This window comes from Pseudomonas atagonensis (assembly GCF_011369485.1).
GTDB lineage: Bacteria > Pseudomonadota > Gammaproteobacteria > Pseudomonadales > Pseudomonadaceae > Aquipseudomonas > Aquipseudomonas atagonensis.
The window spans coordinates 255,990-272,814 of sequence record NZ_VXCA01000004.1; the positions used below are offsets into that span (position 1 = coordinate 255,990).

Consider the following 16,825-nt stretch of genomic DNA (forward strand, 5'->3'; position numbering starts at 1 on the left):
GTGGGAAATGACCGGGGGATTTGTTGGATTTTTGTAGCAGGGGAGTGTTGGGGGTGGCTGTTCCGGCGCTATCGCGAACAGGCTCACTCCTACAATGGATCGTCGTACACCGACCTGTAGGAGTGAGCCTGCTCACGATAGGGCCAGCCCGTCCGGCATCAAACTTCGTTAATGAAGGTGCCAGTGCCGTCCAGGATGTTCTTCAGGGTCTCGACAACCTCATCCAAATCAACCATGTCCGGGTTGAAGCTGATCTCCAGTACGTCATCCCCGTTCAACGCATCGGCATCCGCCGCAGCAATCTCGATCTTCAGAAGAGTCGAGGTCAGGGTGACCTTCACGCCATCCAGCGTCGAAGGCTCGCCATCCAGAGTGATCTCCAGCTCATCCTCGTCCGGGTAGCGGCTCATCAGAAACATGTCGCCCTTGTCGCTGTGGCAGCAGAGCATGGCCATGTTGTCTTCTTCGTCATCGCACGGGTTCACGATCAGTAGGGCGGTGGTCATTTGCATGGGGAATTCCTGCCTCGAACGGCGTGTTGGTCGCAATTGGGCGCGATTCTGCCAGCCCTCGGGAATTTCTGCATGTGAGAGTGTCAGAGGATGTGTCGTGAACGCGACACAGGTCAATGGTCATTTCTGGCACGCATGTACCGTAAAACCGGGCATTCAGACCAGCGTTTTCCTCCACGGCTGCTAGTGTTTACGGGTGCTGAAACCTTTGTTTACGTGCCAATGACCGAATATGTCGCAGCACCGCAAGCAGACACATTGTCGCACCCATTAAGCTGCGCAACGGATGAGCACCCGTAAAGGCATTGTCGGCAGCCCCGTCAGTCGTTTTTGCAGATGCCCATTCAATGGAAGGTGAATGTGACCTGAGTGTCCCGTCCAGCTTCACCCACCTGTCCCCCTGTTTCCTCTGCCCGAGATTCAGGAACAGGGTGACTTGAGCCCCGAAAGGGGTGTTGCACGCGACGCTTTCCATCAATAACAAGCTTAAGCGGAGTACCACAGATGGCGTTCTTCACCGCAGCCAGCAAAGCCGACTTCCAGCACCAACTGCAAGCGGCACTGGCGCAGCACATCAGTGAACAGGCACTGCCACAAGTGGCGCTGTTCGCTGAACAATTCTTCGGCATCATTTCCCTGGACGAGCTGACTCAACGTCGCCTCTCCGACCTCGCTGGCTGTACTCTTTCCGCGTGGCGCCTGCTTGAGCGCTTCGATCATGCGCAACCACAAGTGCGCGTTTACAACCCCGATTACGAACGTCATGGCTGGCAGTCGACCCACACCGCGGTCGAAGTCCTGCACCACGACCTGCCATTCCTGGTCGACTCGGTTCGCACCGAACTGAACCGTCGCGGCTACAGCATCCACACCCTGCAAACCACCGTGCTCAGCGTGCGTCGTGGCAGCAAGGGCGAGTTGCTGGAAATCCTGCCGAAGGGCAGCACCGGTGAAGGCGTTCTGCATGAGTCGCTGATGTACCTGGAAATCGACCGCTGCGCCAACGCGGCCGAACTGAATGTGCTGAGCAAAGAGCTGGAACAGGTTCTCGGTGAAGTCCGCGTTGCGGTCGCCGATTTCGAGCCGATGAAAGCCAAGGTGCAGGAAATCCTCACCAAACTCGACAACAGCGCCTTCGCCGTCGATGCCGACGAAAAGAACGAAATCAAAAGCTTTCTGGAATGGCTGGTGGGCAACCACTTCACCTTCCTCGGCTACGAAGAGTTCGTGGTCACCGATCAGGCCGATGGCGGCCACATCGAGTACGACCAGAACTCCTTCCTCGGCCTGACCAAACTGCTGCGCACCGGCCTGACCTACGATGACCTGCGCATCGAAGACTACGCGGTGAACTACCTACGCGAACCGACCCTGCTGTCGTTCGCCAAGGCTGCGCACCCGAGCCGTGTACACCGTCCGGCCTACCCGGACTACGTGTCGATCCGTGAAATCGACGCCGACGGCAACGTCATCAAGGAACACCGTTTCATGGGCCTGTACACCTCTTCGGTGTATGGCGAGAGCGTGCGGGTCATCCCGTTCATCCGCCGCAAGGTCGAAGAAATCGAACGCCGTTCCGGCTTCCAGTCCAAGGCTCACCTGGGCAAGGAACTGGCGCAGGTTCTCGAAGTGCTGCCGCGTGACGACCTGTTCCAGACCCCGGTCGACGAACTGTTCAGCACCGTGATGTCGATCGTGCAGATCCAGGAACGCAACAAGATCCGCGTGTTCCTGCGCAAAGACCCGTACGGTCGCTTCTGCTACTGCCTGGCCTACGTGCCACGCGACATCTATTCCACCGAAGTTCGCCAGAAGATCCAGCAAGTGCTGATGGAGCGCCTGAAGGCGTCCGACTGCGAATTCTGGACGTTCTTCTCCGAGTCCGTGCTGGCGCGCGTGCAGTTGATCCTGCGTGTCGACCCGAAAAACCGTCTCGACATCGACCCGGTGCTGCTGGAAAAAGAAGTCGTACAAGCGTGCCGCAGCTGGCAGGACGACTACGCCGCACTGACCGTCGAAAGCTTCGGCGAAGCCCACGGCACCAACGTGCTGGCTGACTTCCCGAAAGGCTTCCCGGCCGGTTACCGCGAGCGTTTCGCCGCGCATTCGGCCGTGGTCGACATGCAGCACCTGCTGAGCCTCAACGAAAAAAATCCGCTGGTGATGAGCTTCTATCAACCGCTGGGCCAGGTTTCCGGCCAGCGCGAGCTGCATTGCAAGCTGTACCACGCCGACACTCCACTGGCACTGTCCGACGTCCTGCCGATTCTGGAAAACCTCGGCCTGCGCGTGCTGGGTGAGTTCCCGTACCGTCTGCGTCACACCAATGGCCGCGAGTTCTGGATACACGACTTCGCGTTCACCGCCGCTGAAGGCCTGGACCTCGACATCCAGCAACTCAACGACACCCTGCAGGACGCCTTCGTCCACATCGTTCGCGGCGACGCCGAAAACGATGCGTTCAACCGTCTGGTGCTGACCGCCGGTCTGCCTTGGCGCGACGTTGCGCTGCTGCGTGCTTACGCGCGTTACCTGAAGCAGATTCGTCTGGGCTTCGATCTGGGTTACATCGCCAGCACCCTGAACAACCACACCGACATCGCTCGCGAGCTGACCCGGTTGTTCAAGACCCGTTTCTATCTGGCGCGCAAGCTCAGCGAAGACGATCTGGAAGACAAGCAACTGCGTCTGGAACAAGCGATTCTGACTGCACTGGACGACGTCCAGGTGCTCAACGAAGACCGCATCCTGCGTCGTTACCTCGACCTGATCAAAGCCACCCTGCGCACCAACTTCTATCAGACTGACGCCAACGGCCAGAACAAGTCGTACTTCAGCTTCAAGTTCAACCCGCACGCGATCCCTGAACTGCCGAAGCCAGTACCGAAGTTCGAAATCTTCGTTTACTCGCCACGCGTTGAAGGCGTGCACCTGCGCTTCGGCAATGTTGCGCGTGGTGGTCTGCGCTGGTCTGACCGTGAAGAAGACTTCCGCACCGAAGTCCTCGGTCTGGTTAAAGCCCAGCAAGTGAAGAACTCGGTCATCGTGCCAGTGGGTGCGAAGGGCGGCTTCCTGCCGCGTCGTCTGCCGCTGGGCGGCAGCCGTGACGAGATCGCGGCCGAAGGCATCGCCTGCTACCGCATCTTCATTTCGGGTCTGCTGGACATCACCGACAACCTGAAAGACGGCGCACTGGTGCCGCCGGCTAATGTCGTGCGTCATGACGACGATGACCCGTACCTGGTTGTGGCAGCGGACAAGGGCACTGCAACCTTCTCCGACATCGCCAACGGCATCGCTATCGACTACGGCTTCTGGCTGGGTGACGCGTTTGCGTCCGGTGGTTCGGCCGGTTACGACCACAAGAAAATGGGCATTACCGCCAAGGGCGCGTGGGTTGGCGTACAACGTCACTTCCGCGAGCGCGGCATCAATGTTCAGGAAGACAGCATCACCGTCGTGGGCGTCGGCGACATGGCCGGTGACGTGTTCGGTAACGGCCTGTTGATGTCCGACAAGCTGCAACTGGTCGCGGCCTTCAACCACCTGCACATCTTCATCGACCCGAACCCGAACCCGGCGACCAGTTTCGTCGAGCGCCAGCGCATGTTCGACCTGCCGCGTTCGGCCTGGACCGACTACGACACCAGCATCATGTCCGAAGGTGGCGGCATCTTCTCGCGCAGCGCGAAGAGCATCGCAATCTCCCCGCAGATGCAGGAACGCTTCGACATCAAGGCTGACAAGCTGACCCCGACCGAACTGCTGAATGCCTTGCTCAAGGCACCGGTGGATCTGTTGTGGAACGGCGGTATCGGTACTTACGTCAAAGCCAGCAGCGAAAGCCATGCAGACGTGGGCGACAAGGCCAACGATGCACTGCGCGTGAACGGCAACGAACTGCGCTGCAAAGTCGTGGGCGAGGGCGGTAACCTCGGCATGACCCAACTGGGTCGTGTGGAATTTGGTCTGAATGGCGGCGGTTCCAACACCGACTTCATCGACAACGCCGGTGGTGTGGACTGCTCCGACCACGAAGTGAACATCAAGATCCTGCTGAACGAAGTGGTTCAGGCCGGCGACATGACCGACAAGCAACGTAACCAGTTGCTGGCGAGCATGACCGACGAAGTCGGTGGTCTGGTGCTGGGCAACAACTACAAGCAGACTCAGGCTTTGTCCCTGGCGGCCCGTCGCGCTTATGCGCGCATCGCCGAATACAAGCGTCTGATGAGCGATCTGGAAGGCCGTGGCAAGCTGGACCGTGCCATCGAGTTCCTGCCGACCGAAGAGCAGATCAACGAGCGCATCGCTGAAGGCCACGGCCTGACGCGTCCTGAGCTGTCGGTGCTGATTTCGTACAGCAAGATCGACCTCAAGGAGCAGCTGTTGGGCTCCCTGGTGCCGGACGACGATTATCTGACCCGCGACATGGAAACGGCGTTCCCGCCGACCCTGGTCAGCAAGTTCTCCGAAGCCATGCGTCGTCACCGTCTGAAGCGCGAGATCGTCAGCACCCAGATCGCCAACGACCTGGTCAACCACATGGGCATCACCTTCGTTCAACGACTCAAAGAGTCGACCGGTATGAGCCCGGCGAACGTAGCGGGCGCTTATGTGATCGTGCGCGACATCTTCCACCTCCCGCACTGGTTCCGTCAGATCGAAGCGCTGGATTATCAGGTTTCCGCTGACGTGCAGCTGGAGCTGATGGACGAGCTGATGCGTCTGGGTCGTCGTGCCACGCGCTGGTTCCTGCGTGCACGTCGTAACGAGCAGAACGCTGCCCGTGATACGGCGCATTTCGGTCCGCACCTGAAAGAGCTGGGTCTGAAGCTCGATGAACTGCTCAGCGGCGAAATCCGCGAGAACTGGCAGTCGCGTTATCAGGCGTACGTCGAAGCCGGTGTGCCGGAACTGTTGGCGCGTATGGTGGCGGGCACCTCGCACCTGTACACGCTGCTGCCGATCATCGAAGCGTCCGACGTGACTGGCCAGAACCCTGCCGAAGTGGCCAAGGCCTACTTCGCTGTGGGCAGTGCGCTGGACATCACCTGGTACCTGCAACAGATCAGCGCACTGCCGGTTGAAAACAACTGGCAGGCCCTGGCTCGTGAAGCGTTCCGCGATGATGTGGACTGGCAGCAACGCGCGATCACCATCTCCGTCCTGCAACAGGGCGACGGCACTCAGGACGTTGAAGAACGCCTGGCGCTGTGGATGGCGCAGCACGAAAGCATGATCGAGCGCTGGCGCGCCATGCTGGTGGAAATCCGTGCGGCGAGCGGTACGGACTACGCCATGTACGCGGTAGCCAACCGTGAACTGCTTGACCTCGCACTGAGCGGGCAAGCAGTCGTGCCTGCGGTGACTGCGAATGCCGAGCTTGAATTGGCTTGAGTAGTGGCTGAATGAGAAAACCGCCTCGCAAGAGGCGGTTTTTTTTTGCTCAATTCAAATAGCGCAGGGCGAACGATCGAAGTCCCCCAGCGGTGCCATCGATGGACCACGCGCCAACCACAATAATTCGCTCGCCCAGCGTCCATAAAACCATCGCATGTCCGACATCCACCGACGAGCCGATTTTGGTGCGGACGTAACCTTTCGGGCCTTTCGGCTCACCAAACGAAAGATCCAATGATCCGTTTGGCAAATACCTGGCGACGATGACGTCAGCTTCTTCACCGCCCAGAGTATTCCCCTGCACGATGATGCTTTGGTCGGGCATACACGCCACGCTGGTGAACTGGAGGCCGCTTTTGTTTCCGTCCAGTTGTGTTGTCAGCAACTTTCCCTCGTTGAACTGATCATCCAGAACCCCGGCGTCGGTAAGTCTAAGCAATACTCCGGAGGTGCTTTTGTTCGCGTCGCCCCATGTGCCGACGGCGAGTATTTTTCCATCGTCTTGTATTTGTATTTTCAATAACTGGTTGAACGTATCAAGACCCTTGATTATGTAAAAGCCATCGTTGCCAAAGTCTGTATCGGGAGTGAAGTCGTTACGGTATCGAGCTACAAAACCGTGTTGGTCTCCATTTATATAGATTGAACCTGCAAAGAGTATTTTTCCGTCCTGTTGAAGCTTCGTTTCATAAACCGCGATGGGCAAACCGTTGTAATCCAGATCCAGGTAGCCTTGCGGGCTGCAGAAGGTTTCGTCCCGCGATCCATCCTTGTTCAAGCGATAAAGCACTCCCGTACTGGGCCCGTTCCGTACGATTTGGGTGGAGCTTACGAGAATCTTTCCGTCTTGCAGGAATGTAGTAATTGGTGTGTTGTTAACCAGTCTTCGGTTTTCAAGTGCAGGAACAGTCACTTTTCCTTTGTTGCCGAAAGTTTTAATTCGAACGCCATTCTGGCGGTACAGTGCAAATGCATGATGGTGAATATATTCTGTTTCCAGGAATAAGCCCGATACCAGGATTTCACCGCCAGGCGTAAGCGAGATGTCTTTCATTACTGAAAACAAGCCGCTTCCAAAATTGTCTTTGATGAGCCCGGTTTTGTTGAGCGTCAGGTAAGGTGTTCCATCTTTTTTCAGGCCGGCGACGAAGTAGTCGGTGTCGAGTCTTCCGCAAATAAACAGCGTTCCGAGCTCATTGACCCAAACACCATTGGCATGCCCAAAAGTATTTTCAGTGCCCGGAGGATATGCTTTTCCTAGGTTGCCAAATTTGGAGTCGAGGCTGCCGGAAGGGAGGGTTTTATTCTTGGTTGAGGAAGATTTTTTCCGCATTTTTCAAATTCCCGGGTGGTATAGGAGGGGTAATCCTCAATAGCGACCTCAGAAATTCATGCCTTTGAGTTGCTGTGATGGATAGCGCTCGGCAAAAGAAACGTCAACTGTCAGATATGACAGTTGACGTAAGGGGAGAATCAAGCAAGCCATGCCGAACAGTACTATGCGGCAGCTCTTCGGAAGGTACTTTTCAATACGGCAGGTTTTCGAGCATCGAGATTTTATCCGCAGGCCTTACCAGTAAATGACTGAGCGACTGGTCAAACTTCTGCAGTGCCCGTATTTGTACATCCTGTTGTTGATTGATATCCGCGACAATCTCTTCCGAACGTTTGAAGTCCGCCCAGACTGGCGTCAGTTCCCGTGCCTCCGAACCTTTCGCCGTGCCGATGTAGTTGAGCTGTGCATCATAAAAATCGGCGCTGACGTCTGCCTTGATATCGGAGCTGCGAGAGGTGATCAACTGGCTGTGGGTGTCGACGATGGCCGTCACATCAGGCTTGGCGGCACGCAGGCTTTGCATGTCCGGATAGACCGTCACTGAACCGAATTGGCGTTGCAGGGACGCGTTGACCCATTCCACCGCCATGTCCGGTTTTGACGTGGCGACGTAGGCGTCATGGATCGGCTGCACCAGCAGGCTCTGGCCGAAACCGGTGCCGGCGTTGCTCTGGTAGTCACGCAGGTATTCGCGGTTGGTCTGGGTGCTTGGGCTGTAGACAATCCCGAGAGATACGCCTGGGCCGCTTTTTACCTGTGTCGCGCTGCTGCGACCGGTTGGATGGGGGAGCAGGGTGTCGAGGGAGGAGACGGCTTTCGGAGCGGTGGGGACCGAGCAGGCGGAGAGGGCTAAAACCGAGACCGCCAACAGACTGGCTAACGCAAGTTTCATGGTGTTTCTCCCGTGCAACAACTTCAGTCGGAAAGTTATAAACGCCGGTTGCAGCCGGCCGTTAACTCAGACTAAACCCGCCAAGCTGTTAGCAAGCTGTCCATTGAACGGGTTATTTGACATTGGATAGTTTTATTTGCAGTAAACGAAATCGGTTAATTGCGGCAAGACATAAAAAGGCGCGAATCATTGATTTGCGCCTTTTTATTTATGGCTGGATTGGCAGCGATCAGTTTTTCAGGGGGATCAATACTTGTTCGTCCGGCGCCAGCACCATGAAAACCAACAACTTGGCCGGCTGGGTTTGACTGGCGTTTTTCGACACCAGATGTTCCGAACCCGCCGGTTCGTACCAGAACTGACCTTTCTTGTAGGTGATCGCCTGTTCGCCTTTGACCTGAGACGTCACTTCGCCTTCCAGCACGTAGGCCATGGCGGTGCCGTCGTGTTTGTGCGCGATGGAGGACTGGCCGGGTTTGTAGTCGACTTCGATCATCATGGCTTTCTTGCCCGGGGCATTTTTCAGCATCTGGTCTTGCAGCACGGTGATTTTTTCGGAAGGGTCGTGGGCGAAGGCAGCCGAGGCGCAAAGGTTCAGGGCGAGGGCAGAGGCGAGCAAGGGCAGGCGTTTCATGGCGGGTTACCTGTGAGGGGTGGGGGTGCAATCACAGTAATCCGCAGGGCAGGGCATTCAAACGGCCAATATTCGGGAAGATCAGGTGACCAATTGGCAGGGCGTCAAGTGGTGTGGCCAAGTAAGCCTTCGCGAGCAAGCCCGCTCCCACACGGGTATGGGTTGCTCGCAAAATTTGTGAGCAACACAAGTATCTGTGGGAGCGGGCTTGCTCGCGAAGGCGGTGGGTCAGACGATGGGGAAGCTGTTGAAGTCGACGCTATTGGCCAGGCGGCTATCGATCAGGTCGATAAAGCCCTGCGCTTCAGGGCGGTTGAAGTGCGCCTGCATCGCCGCTTCCGACTGCCAGCGTGCGCTGACTGTCCAGCGGTGGCTGTCGTCCGGGCAGCGGTCGACCATGTAGGAATCGCAGCCCGGGGTTTCACGCAAGGTTTCGACGATCTTCTGCAACTGCTTGCCCAGCTCTTCCGAACGGCCGGCAGCCGCTTGCACCTGTACGGTGTTGATCACTTCGTTGGACATTGCTCACACTCCTGAATCAGGCCGGACGAATCCTGCTCATTGAGGGATAACGCCTGTGCAGAATAGGCCTGCACCTGCGGATCACCAATAACCAATCGGCGGTTAATCGTTTAGTCCAATCTCTCACGCGACCTGTTGCAGGATGTCGCGCAGGCGATCCAGTGCGATATCGATGTCGAGGGTTTCGATGGCACCAAAACCGAAGTACAGGCCGTTTTTCGGCGGCTGCTGATAATAGAAACCGTTGATCGCGTACAGACCGACTTCGACCTTTTTCGCCAGCTCGATTACCAGCGCCAGGTCAATCGGCACTTTGCAGAACACCGCCATGTGAAACCCCGCGCTGGGCGCAACGGCCTCCAGCCACGGCGCAAGGTCGCTGGCCATGCGCGCCAGAATCCGCTCGCGGCGCTGGGCATAAATAGTGTGACAGCGGCGGATGTGCTTGAGCAGGCAGCCCTCGGCGATGAACTTGGCCAAGGCCCATTGCGGCAGCGTCGAGGCGTGCAGATCGGTGAGCTGCTTGGCGCGGATTACCGCTTCAAGAATCGCCGGCGGCAGAATTGCATAACCCAGACGCAACTCCGGCAGCAGGGTTTTCGAGAAGGTGCCGACGTAGGCGACGATGCCGCGCTGATCGAGGTTGAAAAGCGAGTCAGTGGGCCGGCCTTCGTAACGGAACTCACTGTCGTAGTCGTCCTCGATGATGATCGCGCCGAGTACGTGGGCGCGGGCCAGCAAGGCTTCGCGGCGCGCCTGACTCATCGGCATGCCCAGCGGAAACTGGTGCGACGGCGTGACGTAAATCAGCCGCGTGCCCTCGGGAATGTGTTCGACCTGAATGCCTTCGGCATCCACCGGAATGCCAACCACCTCGGCGCCGTGCGTGCCGAACAGCAGGCGCGCCGGAGGGTAGCCCGGGTCTTCCATCGCCACCAGACTGCCGGGGCGGATCAACACGCGGGTGATCAGGTCCAGCGCCTGCTGCGCGCCGTTGCACACGACGATGTCTTCGTCCTGGCAGTTCACCCCACGGGAAAACGCGATGTGTCGGGCAATCGCATTGCGCAGCGCCGGCAAGCCCTCGGGCAAGCTGTAAAAACCCTTGGACGTCGCCATCTGCCGCATGGCATGAGCGACGCAGCGGCGCCAGTCATCCTGCGGGAACTGGCCCTTGCTGGTGGCGCCGCCGATGAAGTCGTACCGCAGCGAACCCTCGAGCGTCGGATGACGAAGAAACACCGGCAGGTTGCGCCAGCTCTCGATCACTTCGGCGCCGGCCAGTTCGCTGTGGCTTTGCTTGCGCTGGATCTGCGCCGGGCGCGCATTGACGTAGGTGCCTTTGCCAATCACGCCGGTGAGGAAGTTTTCGTAAGTCAGCTGCGCGTAGGTGTCGGAAATGGTCTTGCGCGAAATCCCCAGTTGCTCGGCGAGCAAGCGGCTGGGCGGTAACTGCGTACCAGCGGCCAGACGCCCGGATTCAATGGCACCGCGCAGTTGCTGATACAACTGACCGGCGAGATCCTTGCGGCCGTTGATCACGACATGAAGTTCCATACCGACGAGGCTCCGGGGGGCGATTGGGGTGTCGGCCAGATTACCGCTGTTGGGCATTTGGCAGTAGTTGCCTACCCGAAAAACCCGAAATTGGCCTCAATCCACTGTGGGAGCGGGCTTGCTCGCGAATGCGGTGTGTCATTCACCATTGATGCTGGCAGGTCTGACGCCTTCGCGAGCAAGCCAGCTGCCACAGGTTCGGTGTATGTCGTTGGTTCAGTGGTGTAGCGGTTTTTCGTGGGATTGGGGCTGTAATGCGTTGCTGTCGGCGTTTACGGTGAACTCATTATTCCGTCTACCGAGACTAGCCCATGTCCCCACGTCTGGATTACTACAGCGCGTCGCCCAAAGCGATGAAAGCGATGATTGCCATGGAGGCGCTGACCGGCAACCTGAGCATCGAGCAGCCGCTGCTGCAGTTGATCCGGATCCGCGCCTCGCAGCTCAATGGCTGCGCGTTTTGCACCGACATGCATTCGGTGGATGCGCGCCGGGCCGGGGAGACTGATCGGCGCCTGTATGCGGTTGCGGTGTGGCGCGACAGCAATTTCTTCAACCCGCGCGAGCGTGCCGGTCTGGCCTGGGCAGAAGCAGTGACGCTGTTGGCAGAGAGCCGTGTGCCCGATGACGTTTACCAGCAGGCGCGCGAGCAGTTCAGCGAGGGCGAACTGGTCGACCTGACCATGGCCGTCAGCACCATCAACAGCTGGAATCGGTTGGCGGTGAGTTTCCGCCAGATCCCCAGTGATCACTAGTTGATGATCGTTCCCACGCTCTGCGTGGGAATGCCTCTGGGGACGCTCCGCGTCCAGTGACGCGGAGCGTCACGGGCTGCATTCCCACGCGGGAGCGTGGGAATGATCAGGTGAAAGCTAGTTTGGTGGGCGCTGCGGCTTCACCGACGTACCAAACGTGTTGCCCATCCGCGTTGCGGTAGCCGCCGGCGTCGCCAGCCCCACCTGATTCGGCGGGCGCTTGTTGACCGGCACGTTCAGCGCTTCCTGATTCTTTTGCGCGGCCGCCGCGCCGTCGGGGTTGTTGCCCATCTGCTGGCTCAGGCAATCGTAATTCGGCGCCTTGTAGCCACCGACCGTCACTTCCACGCAGCCCAGCGGTTGCTCGGCAAAAGCGCTCGGCAGCGCCGTCAGCAACAGCCCGGCGAGGGTGATTTTCCACAGTGTGTGCATGTGCGCCTCCTGGCCGGCCCGAGTGGGCCGCTCTGGTGCTTGAGTCTAGTGCAAGCCCGGCGCAATTCCCGTGATGGTTTTTTTGCACCGGCCGTCACACCAGATTCATAAACAGCCCTCAGGATGACGATTTTCAGGGATACGTCAGCCGTGCGACGAGGCCGTTCCAGGGATGATTTTCAGCGTTCAAAGACTCTTGTGCGCCGGATTTGTCTGGGGCTGCTGCTTGGGCTGGCGGCGGGCAACGGCGTGGCGGCATCGGTGCCGGCGGACTTGCGCATGACCCTGCACATCCCGGCGCAGGATCTGGCCCGGGCGCTGGATCAATACAGCCGCGCCACCGGCGTGGCGGTGCTGGTCGACAGTCAGTTGAGTCGCGGCAGGCGCTCACTGGCGGTGGATGGCGAATACACCGCCGCCGATGCCCTGCGGCGTTTGCTCGGCGGCAGCGGTTTGATGGCGCGTTATGCCCGCGACGATGCGTTCACCTTGCAAGTGGCGCAGGTCGAGGACATGCCCGCCGTACTGGATAAACCGACGCCAGCGTCTGTCGCGGTCAACCGCAACTACGCGACCGCCGTGCAAGCGGCCATCGAACGCAACCTGTGCCGCTCGCCGCTGACCCGGCCCGGCAGTTATCGCGCGGTGTTGCAGGTGTGGGTCGGCCGCGATGGGGTGGTGCAGCACAACCGGTTGGTCACATCGACCGGTGATGTACGGCGCGACAACGCGCTGGTGGAAAGCTTTCGCACGCTCAGAATCGACCGGCCAACGCCCAGTGCCTTGCGCCAGCCCGTCACCTTGCTGCTGTTACCGGAGTCGTCAGGAAAACGCATGGAATGCACACAATGGGAAGGAGTTTCCGGGGGATGAAAGACACCGGACAAGGTTCGATGGTCCAACTGTTCCTGACGTCCTACGAGGACTTTCGGGTGCGCCTGCGCAGGCGTCTCGGTTCGGAAGATCTGGCCAACGACGTGCTGCACGAAACCTACCTGCGGGTCGACCGCATGGAAACGCCGCCGAACCTTTTGCGGCCCAACGCCTACCTCTATCGCATGGCCCTGAACATCGCCGCCGACCGTCGTCAGGCCGATGCGCGCCTGCTCACCGGCGAAGAAGTCGAAGAATTGCTGCAAATAGGCGACGAAGCACTCGATCCGGCGCGGGTAGTTGGCGGGCAAAAGGAAATTCAGTCGCTGCTCAGTGCCCTCTATGAACTGCCGGCGCGACGTCGCAGGATCTTCATCGCGGCGCGTCTGGAAGAGGCGCCGCACCTGGAAATTTCCCAGCGCTTCGGCATTTCCACACGCATGGTCGAGAAGGAGATCAAAGCCGCATTGGGCTTCTGTGCAGCGAAACTGGAAAGAAAAGTGTTTCAGCGGTTCGGTCGCGGGGCCGGAAAACCGTCTTCTGAATAGTGACCCGATTAATCCGTTGAGAATCTGCGCGTTTGAACATCTTTCGACTGACACCTGCCGAGCCAACGGCCGCCGAACGACTGCACAGCGAAGCCCGCGACTGGTTGATCCTGCTGACCTCGGGGCGCGCCACCGTGGCCGATGCCCGCGCACTGCGCGAGTGGTGCGCCCAAAGCGCCGAACATGCCCGGGCGTTCGAAGAGACGAAGGCGTTGTGGCACAACCTGCGCCCCGCCGCCGAAGGCCTGCAGGCACCGCGCGGGTATGGTCGGCGAGCGTTTCTCGGTGGCGCCATCGCCGCATCGGCAGCGTTTTTGCTGGTGCGCGGGACGATCCCCGGTGGCTTCGAAGGCCTGGGCGCCGATTACATCACGGAAGTCGGCCAGCAGCGACGCGTTGAACCGGTGCAGGGCGTGAGCCTGGAGCTGAACACGCAGACGCGGATCAATCAGCGCTCGGTGGATGACGGCGTGCAGGGCTTTGAACTGGTCAGCGGCGAGGTTGAAGTGCAGACCGCTCGGTTACCGCTGGCGATGCAGGCGGGGGGCGGGTGGTTGCGGGCCAGTCAGGCGCGTTTCAATTTGCGTAATACCGATCAGCAAGTCTGCGTGACGTGCCTCGATGGCGCGGTGGAAGTGAGCGTCGAGGGACGTAGTCTGCGCCTGGAACCGGGGCAGCAATTGACCTACGACGCGGCCCGGGTCGGCAGCGTGCAGAGCGTCGACACGGCGGCGGTGATGAACTGGCGGCAACAGGTGTTGGTATTTAACGGCGCGACGCTGAGCCAGATGATCGACGAGATCAACCGCTATCGGCCGGGGATGTTGTTGCTGCTTAACCGTGAGCTTGGGCAGCGTCGGGTGCAGGCGCGGTTTTCGCTCGATCAACTGGCTGGGGTTGGGGCGCTGATTCGCGATGCGTACGGCGTTAAATGCACCGAGTTGCCGGGTGGCGTCGTTGTTTTGAGCTAGTGGGTTTGACTGGGTACATATCCGTTGCTGCGGTCACGGCCACTTAGGGTTTCGCCCTTACGGCGAGTCACCTTTTCCAGACGCCGAAAAGGTAACCCAAAAGGCTTTGCCCCTACGTACGGCCCCTCGCTTAGGCTCAGGGTTCCTTCGCTCCGGGATCGATCCGGGCGCATCGCCTACGGTTTGCTTCGCTGCACCTCCTCTCGATGCATGCGGCTGCGCCGCACGGTCGCTGCGCTCCCACCCCCGGATCAATCCCTCCGCTCAGCCTTCCGACGGGCTCCGAGATCAAGATCAAGAGCGGTACTCGAGCTAACGCTCATTGTGTTGAGTGGGGCGGCATGCGCCGCGATCGGGGTGTAGTCATTTTCTGGTGAGCGATGGCGGCCTGACAGCCGACCAGTCTCTGGCTGGTGCACCGGATTCAAACTGTGGGAGGGGGCTTGCTCCCGAAGGCGGCCTGACAGCCGACCAATCTCTGGCGGTGTACTGGATTCAAACTGTGGGAGGGGGCTTGCTCCCGAAGGCGGCCTGGCAGCCGACCAATCTCTGGCAGGTGTACTGGATTCAATCTGTGGGAGGGGGCTTGCTCCCGAAAGCGGCCTGACAGCCGACCAATCTCTGACGGGTGTACGGAATCCAACTGTGGGAGGGGGCTTGCTCCCGAAGGCGGCCTGACAGCCGACCAATCTCCAACGGCCTGCATCCAATCCAACTGTGGGAGGGGGCTTGCTCCCGAAGGCGCCCTGCCAGCCGACCAATCTCCAACGGCCTGCATCCAATTCAACTGTGGGAGGGGGCTTGCTCCCGAAAGCGGCCCCCCAGCCGATCAATCTCCACCAGTTGTACCCAATCCAAGAGGAGCAGATGTGCAACAGTGTCAGTTCAACGGCCCGATTACCTGCCGATATTTCTCCTCCCCCTGCGGCGTCTGCCGAGTCAACCGAATCTCCAACCCCAACGGATCCTCCCGCCGATTCCCACTCAACTGCCGCCAACCCTTATCCACCTCCCAAACCCGCACCTGCAAATCACTGACCTCACCCAAAACCGCCACCCCACCCGTCGGCGCCGGCAACGGGTATCGACTCCGCGCCGCCGCCACCGCCCGATACAACGTGTCACCCTTGACCCACCAACGCACCCGCTGCAAAGCGCCCGGTTGATCCGCCGCCGTTCGAATGATGTCCAGCCGAAATCCCTGACTGTCGCTACTACGCACAGTAAGGGCGGGCGGTGCAGTGGGCGGCTCATCATCCACCCCCACCTTCTTCGGCTCAGTCAACTCAATCCCCGCACGCATATCCACATCCCGCTGCATCTGATTCAGCGCCCGCAACAGGCTGTCGCTCTGCTCACCACTGGCCTGCAAATGGCTGTCGGCGCGGGTGACACTGTCCAGCCCCTTCCAGGCAATCAGACTGACCACCGCCATCAACAGAATCGCGACCATCACCTCGATCAGCGTAAAACCTTGTTGTCTGTTCATTGCACGCTAATCCGGCCCGAAGCATCGCGCAGCACACTCAACCGATTGAGCCCGTCAGACAGCGTCAACTGCAGCGGTGGATTGATCCACTCCGCGTTGAGCACCACTTTCTGCTTCGGCTCCACCCGCACCTCCAGCTTCGGACTCTGCCAGGGACGCGGCCGCAACTGCGGGTCCCGATCAAAATGATCAAAACCCTTGCCACTGTCACTACGCCGACTGAATCGAAACCCCTTGCCATCGCTCAACCACGCAATCGGCCGGCCATCCGCGCGGGCCTCGGCCTGAGCAATCTGCAGCAACTGAGCCACGCGCTCGACGTCCTTGCGCAGCAACTGCAACGGATCGGGCTTGATACTCAGACTGATTGCCGCACTGGCGATGCCGATGATCACCAGCACCACCATCAACTCGATCAGCGTAAAACCCTGCTGCCTGCACCGGTTCATCGAATGCGCACTCCCTTGCGTCCAGCCCCGTCCCAAAAAACCATCCTGCACGGCCAACATGTAAGGCGTGTGAAATAAAACCGTGAGAATTGCCGCGTAGTCTGGTCACCGGGACTAAAAGGAGATTCAGCCCATGAGATACACCGCACGCTTTTCACCCCCCCAAATCATCCAGGCCGCCGCACTGCTGGCCGCCCTGGTCGGCATCGCCACCTGGTCATCCCTGCTCCTGACCACCGCCGAATCCCACACCCCGGCGGCTACGCCGCAACTGCTCGCGGCACGTAGCGATAACCCGGCGTTGCAGTGGTTTTCCAATCGCACGGCGCCGGTGGAGATCAAGGTCAGCGGGGTGATGGCGGGGAGTCGCGGGGCGGTGGCGATTTTGAGTTTGAACGACGGGCCGCCGAGGAGTTTTTTGCAGGGGGAACGGGTGAGTCCTGGGGTGAAGT

At 59.4% G+C, this 16,825-nt stretch carries 15 protein-coding genes; 6 read left to right on the forward strand and 9 right to left on the reverse strand.

From position 1 onward, the window contains the following. Positions 1-158 precede the first annotated feature (158 nt). The gene (locus F2P67_RS03995) at positions 159-512 is read right to left on the reverse strand and encodes a hypothetical protein (RefSeq protein WP_158833251.1); all 354 of its coding nucleotides are present in this window, start codon (positions 510-512) and stop codon (positions 159-161) included. A gap of 504 nt (positions 513-1,016) precedes the next feature. Here F2P67_RS03995 and F2P67_RS04000 point away from each other — a divergent pair. Beyond that, on the forward strand, positions 1,017-5,912 hold the full coding sequence (locus F2P67_RS04000; protein WP_166217586.1) for an NAD-glutamate dehydrogenase: 4,896 nt from the start codon (positions 1,017-1,019) through the stop codon (positions 5,910-5,912). 49 nt (positions 5,913-5,961) lie between these two features. Here the strand turns inward: F2P67_RS04000 and F2P67_RS04005 are convergent, their stop codons facing one another. From F2P67_RS04005 to pdxR, 5 genes are all read right to left on the reverse strand, one after another. After that, on the reverse strand, positions 5,962-7,248 hold the full coding sequence (locus F2P67_RS04005; protein WP_166217589.1) for a hypothetical protein: 1,287 nt from the start codon (positions 7,246-7,248) through the stop codon (positions 5,962-5,964). A 193-nt stretch (positions 7,249-7,441) separates the two neighbouring features. Next, positions 7,442-8,143 carry an ATPase gene (locus F2P67_RS04010; protein ID WP_166217591.1) on the reverse strand — a complete coding sequence of 234 codons (702 nt, stop codon included), beginning with the start codon at positions 8,141-8,143 and terminating at the stop codon, positions 7,442-7,444. A gap of 229 nt (positions 8,144-8,372) precedes the next feature. Then, positions 8,373-8,777 carry a cupin domain-containing protein gene (locus F2P67_RS04015; protein WP_166217593.1) on the reverse strand — a complete coding sequence of 135 codons (405 nt, stop codon included), beginning with the start codon at positions 8,775-8,777 and terminating at the stop codon, positions 8,373-8,375. Positions 8,778-9,005: 228 nt separating this feature from the next. Continuing rightward, positions 9,006-9,299 carry a putative quinol monooxygenase gene (locus F2P67_RS04020; RefSeq protein ID WP_166217596.1) on the reverse strand — a complete coding sequence of 98 codons (294 nt, stop codon included), beginning with the start codon at positions 9,297-9,299 and terminating at the stop codon, positions 9,006-9,008. 123 nt (positions 9,300-9,422) lie between these two features. Then, positions 9,423-10,856 carry a MocR-like pyridoxine biosynthesis transcription factor PdxR gene (pdxR, locus tag F2P67_RS04025; RefSeq protein ID WP_166217599.1) on the reverse strand — a complete coding sequence of 478 codons (1,434 nt, stop codon included), beginning with the start codon at positions 10,854-10,856 and terminating at the stop codon, positions 9,423-9,425. A 311-nt stretch (positions 10,857-11,167) separates the two neighbouring features. Between pdxR and F2P67_RS04030 the strand changes: the two genes are divergently transcribed. Further along, complete coding sequence (locus F2P67_RS04030) at positions 11,168-11,611, forward strand: carboxymuconolactone decarboxylase family protein (RefSeq protein WP_166217601.1); 444 nt, start codon at positions 11,168-11,170, stop codon at positions 11,609-11,611. Positions 11,612-11,728: 117 nt separating this feature from the next. Here F2P67_RS04030 and F2P67_RS04035 read toward each other — a convergent pair whose 3' ends face one another. Beyond that, positions 11,729-12,043: a hypothetical protein gene (locus F2P67_RS04035; protein WP_166217604.1), complete on the reverse strand. Its 315-nt coding sequence runs from the start codon at positions 12,041-12,043 to the stop codon at positions 11,729-11,731. A gap of 207 nt (positions 12,044-12,250) precedes the next feature. Here F2P67_RS04035 and F2P67_RS04040 point away from each other — a divergent pair, with 207 nt between their 5' ends. Genes F2P67_RS04040 through F2P67_RS04050 form a run of 3 tightly spaced genes read left to right on the forward strand, consistent with a single transcriptional unit; the run spans position 12,251 to position 14,435 of the window. Continuing rightward, positions 12,251-12,916: a secretin and TonB N-terminal domain-containing protein gene (locus F2P67_RS04040; protein ID WP_343045126.1), complete on the forward strand. Its 666-nt coding sequence runs from the start codon at positions 12,251-12,253 to the stop codon at positions 12,914-12,916. Continuing rightward, on the forward strand, positions 12,913-13,464 hold the full coding sequence (locus F2P67_RS04045) for an RNA polymerase sigma factor (protein WP_027613107.1): 552 nt from the start codon (positions 12,913-12,915) through the stop codon (positions 13,462-13,464). Before F2P67_RS04040 ends, F2P67_RS04045 begins: the two co-directional genes overlap by 4 nt. Positions 13,465-13,496: 32 nt before the next feature. Next, the gene (locus tag F2P67_RS04050; RefSeq protein ID WP_166217610.1) at positions 13,497-14,435 is read left to right on the forward strand and encodes a FecR family protein; all 939 of its coding nucleotides are present in this window, start codon (positions 13,497-13,499) and stop codon (positions 14,433-14,435) included. Between the two features lie 880 nt (positions 14,436-15,315). On the opposite strand, the gene F2P67_RS04055 is transcribed toward F2P67_RS04050, so the two are convergent. Together F2P67_RS04055 and F2P67_RS04060 are read right to left on the reverse strand one after the other, a co-directional pair. Beyond that, the gene (locus tag F2P67_RS04055) at positions 15,316-15,924 is read right to left on the reverse strand and encodes a prepilin-type N-terminal cleavage/methylation domain-containing protein (protein WP_166217613.1); all 609 of its coding nucleotides are present in this window, start codon (positions 15,922-15,924) and stop codon (positions 15,316-15,318) included. Then, positions 15,921-16,373 (reverse strand): GspH/FimT family pseudopilin, encoded by a 453-nt coding sequence (locus tag F2P67_RS04060; protein ID WP_166217615.1) that lies wholly within the window; start codon positions 16,371-16,373, stop codon positions 15,921-15,923. Before F2P67_RS04060 ends, F2P67_RS04055 begins: the two co-directional genes overlap by 4 nt. Before the next feature lie 133 nt (positions 16,374-16,506). On the opposite strand from F2P67_RS04060, the gene F2P67_RS04065 reads away from it, so the two are divergent. Further along, positions 16,507-16,825, forward strand: a 319-nt coding sequence (locus F2P67_RS04065; RefSeq protein ID WP_166217618.1) for a general secretion pathway protein GspC, incomplete at its 3' end; no start/stop codon positions are given.

Excerpts from the sequence above, each read along its gene's own strand:
- F2P67_RS04030 (WP_166217601.1), top strand. The coding sequence starts at position 11,168 with ATGTCCCCACGTCTGGATTACTACAGCGCGTCGCCCAAAGCGATGAAA.
- pdxR (WP_166217599.1), bottom strand. The coding sequence starts at position 10,856 with ATGGAACTTCATGTCGTGATCAACGGCCGCAAGGATCTCGCCGGTCAG.
- F2P67_RS04010 (WP_166217591.1), bottom strand. The coding sequence starts at position 8,143 with ATGAAACTTGCGTTAGCCAGTCTGTTGGCGGTCTCGGTTTTAGCCCTC.
- F2P67_RS03995 (WP_158833251.1), bottom strand. The coding sequence starts at position 512 with ATGCAAATGACCACCGCCCTACTGATCGTGAACCCGTGCGATGACGAA.
- F2P67_RS04045 (WP_027613107.1), top strand. The coding sequence starts at position 12,913 with ATGAAAGACACCGGACAAGGTTCGATGGTCCAACTGTTCCTGACGTCC.
- F2P67_RS04000 (WP_166217586.1), top strand. The coding sequence starts at position 1,017 with ATGGCGTTCTTCACCGCAGCCAGCAAAGCCGACTTCCAGCACCAACTG.
- F2P67_RS04060 (WP_166217615.1), bottom strand. The coding sequence starts at position 16,373 with ATGAACCGGTGCAGGCAGCAGGGTTTTACGCTGATCGAGTTGATGGTG.
- F2P67_RS04020 (WP_166217596.1), bottom strand. The coding sequence starts at position 9,299 with ATGTCCAACGAAGTGATCAACACCGTACAGGTGCAAGCGGCTGCCGGC.
- F2P67_RS04055 (WP_166217613.1), bottom strand. The coding sequence starts at position 15,924 with ATGAACAGACAACAAGGTTTTACGCTGATCGAGGTGATGGTCGCGATT.
- F2P67_RS04035 (WP_166217604.1), bottom strand. The coding sequence starts at position 12,043 with ATGCACACACTGTGGAAAATCACCCTCGCCGGGCTGTTGCTGACGGCG.
- F2P67_RS04005 (WP_166217589.1), bottom strand. The coding sequence starts at position 7,248 with ATGCGGAAAAAATCTTCCTCAACCAAGAATAAAACCCTCCCTTCCGGC.
- F2P67_RS04015 (WP_166217593.1), bottom strand. The coding sequence starts at position 8,777 with ATGAAACGCCTGCCCTTGCTCGCCTCTGCCCTCGCCCTGAACCTTTGC.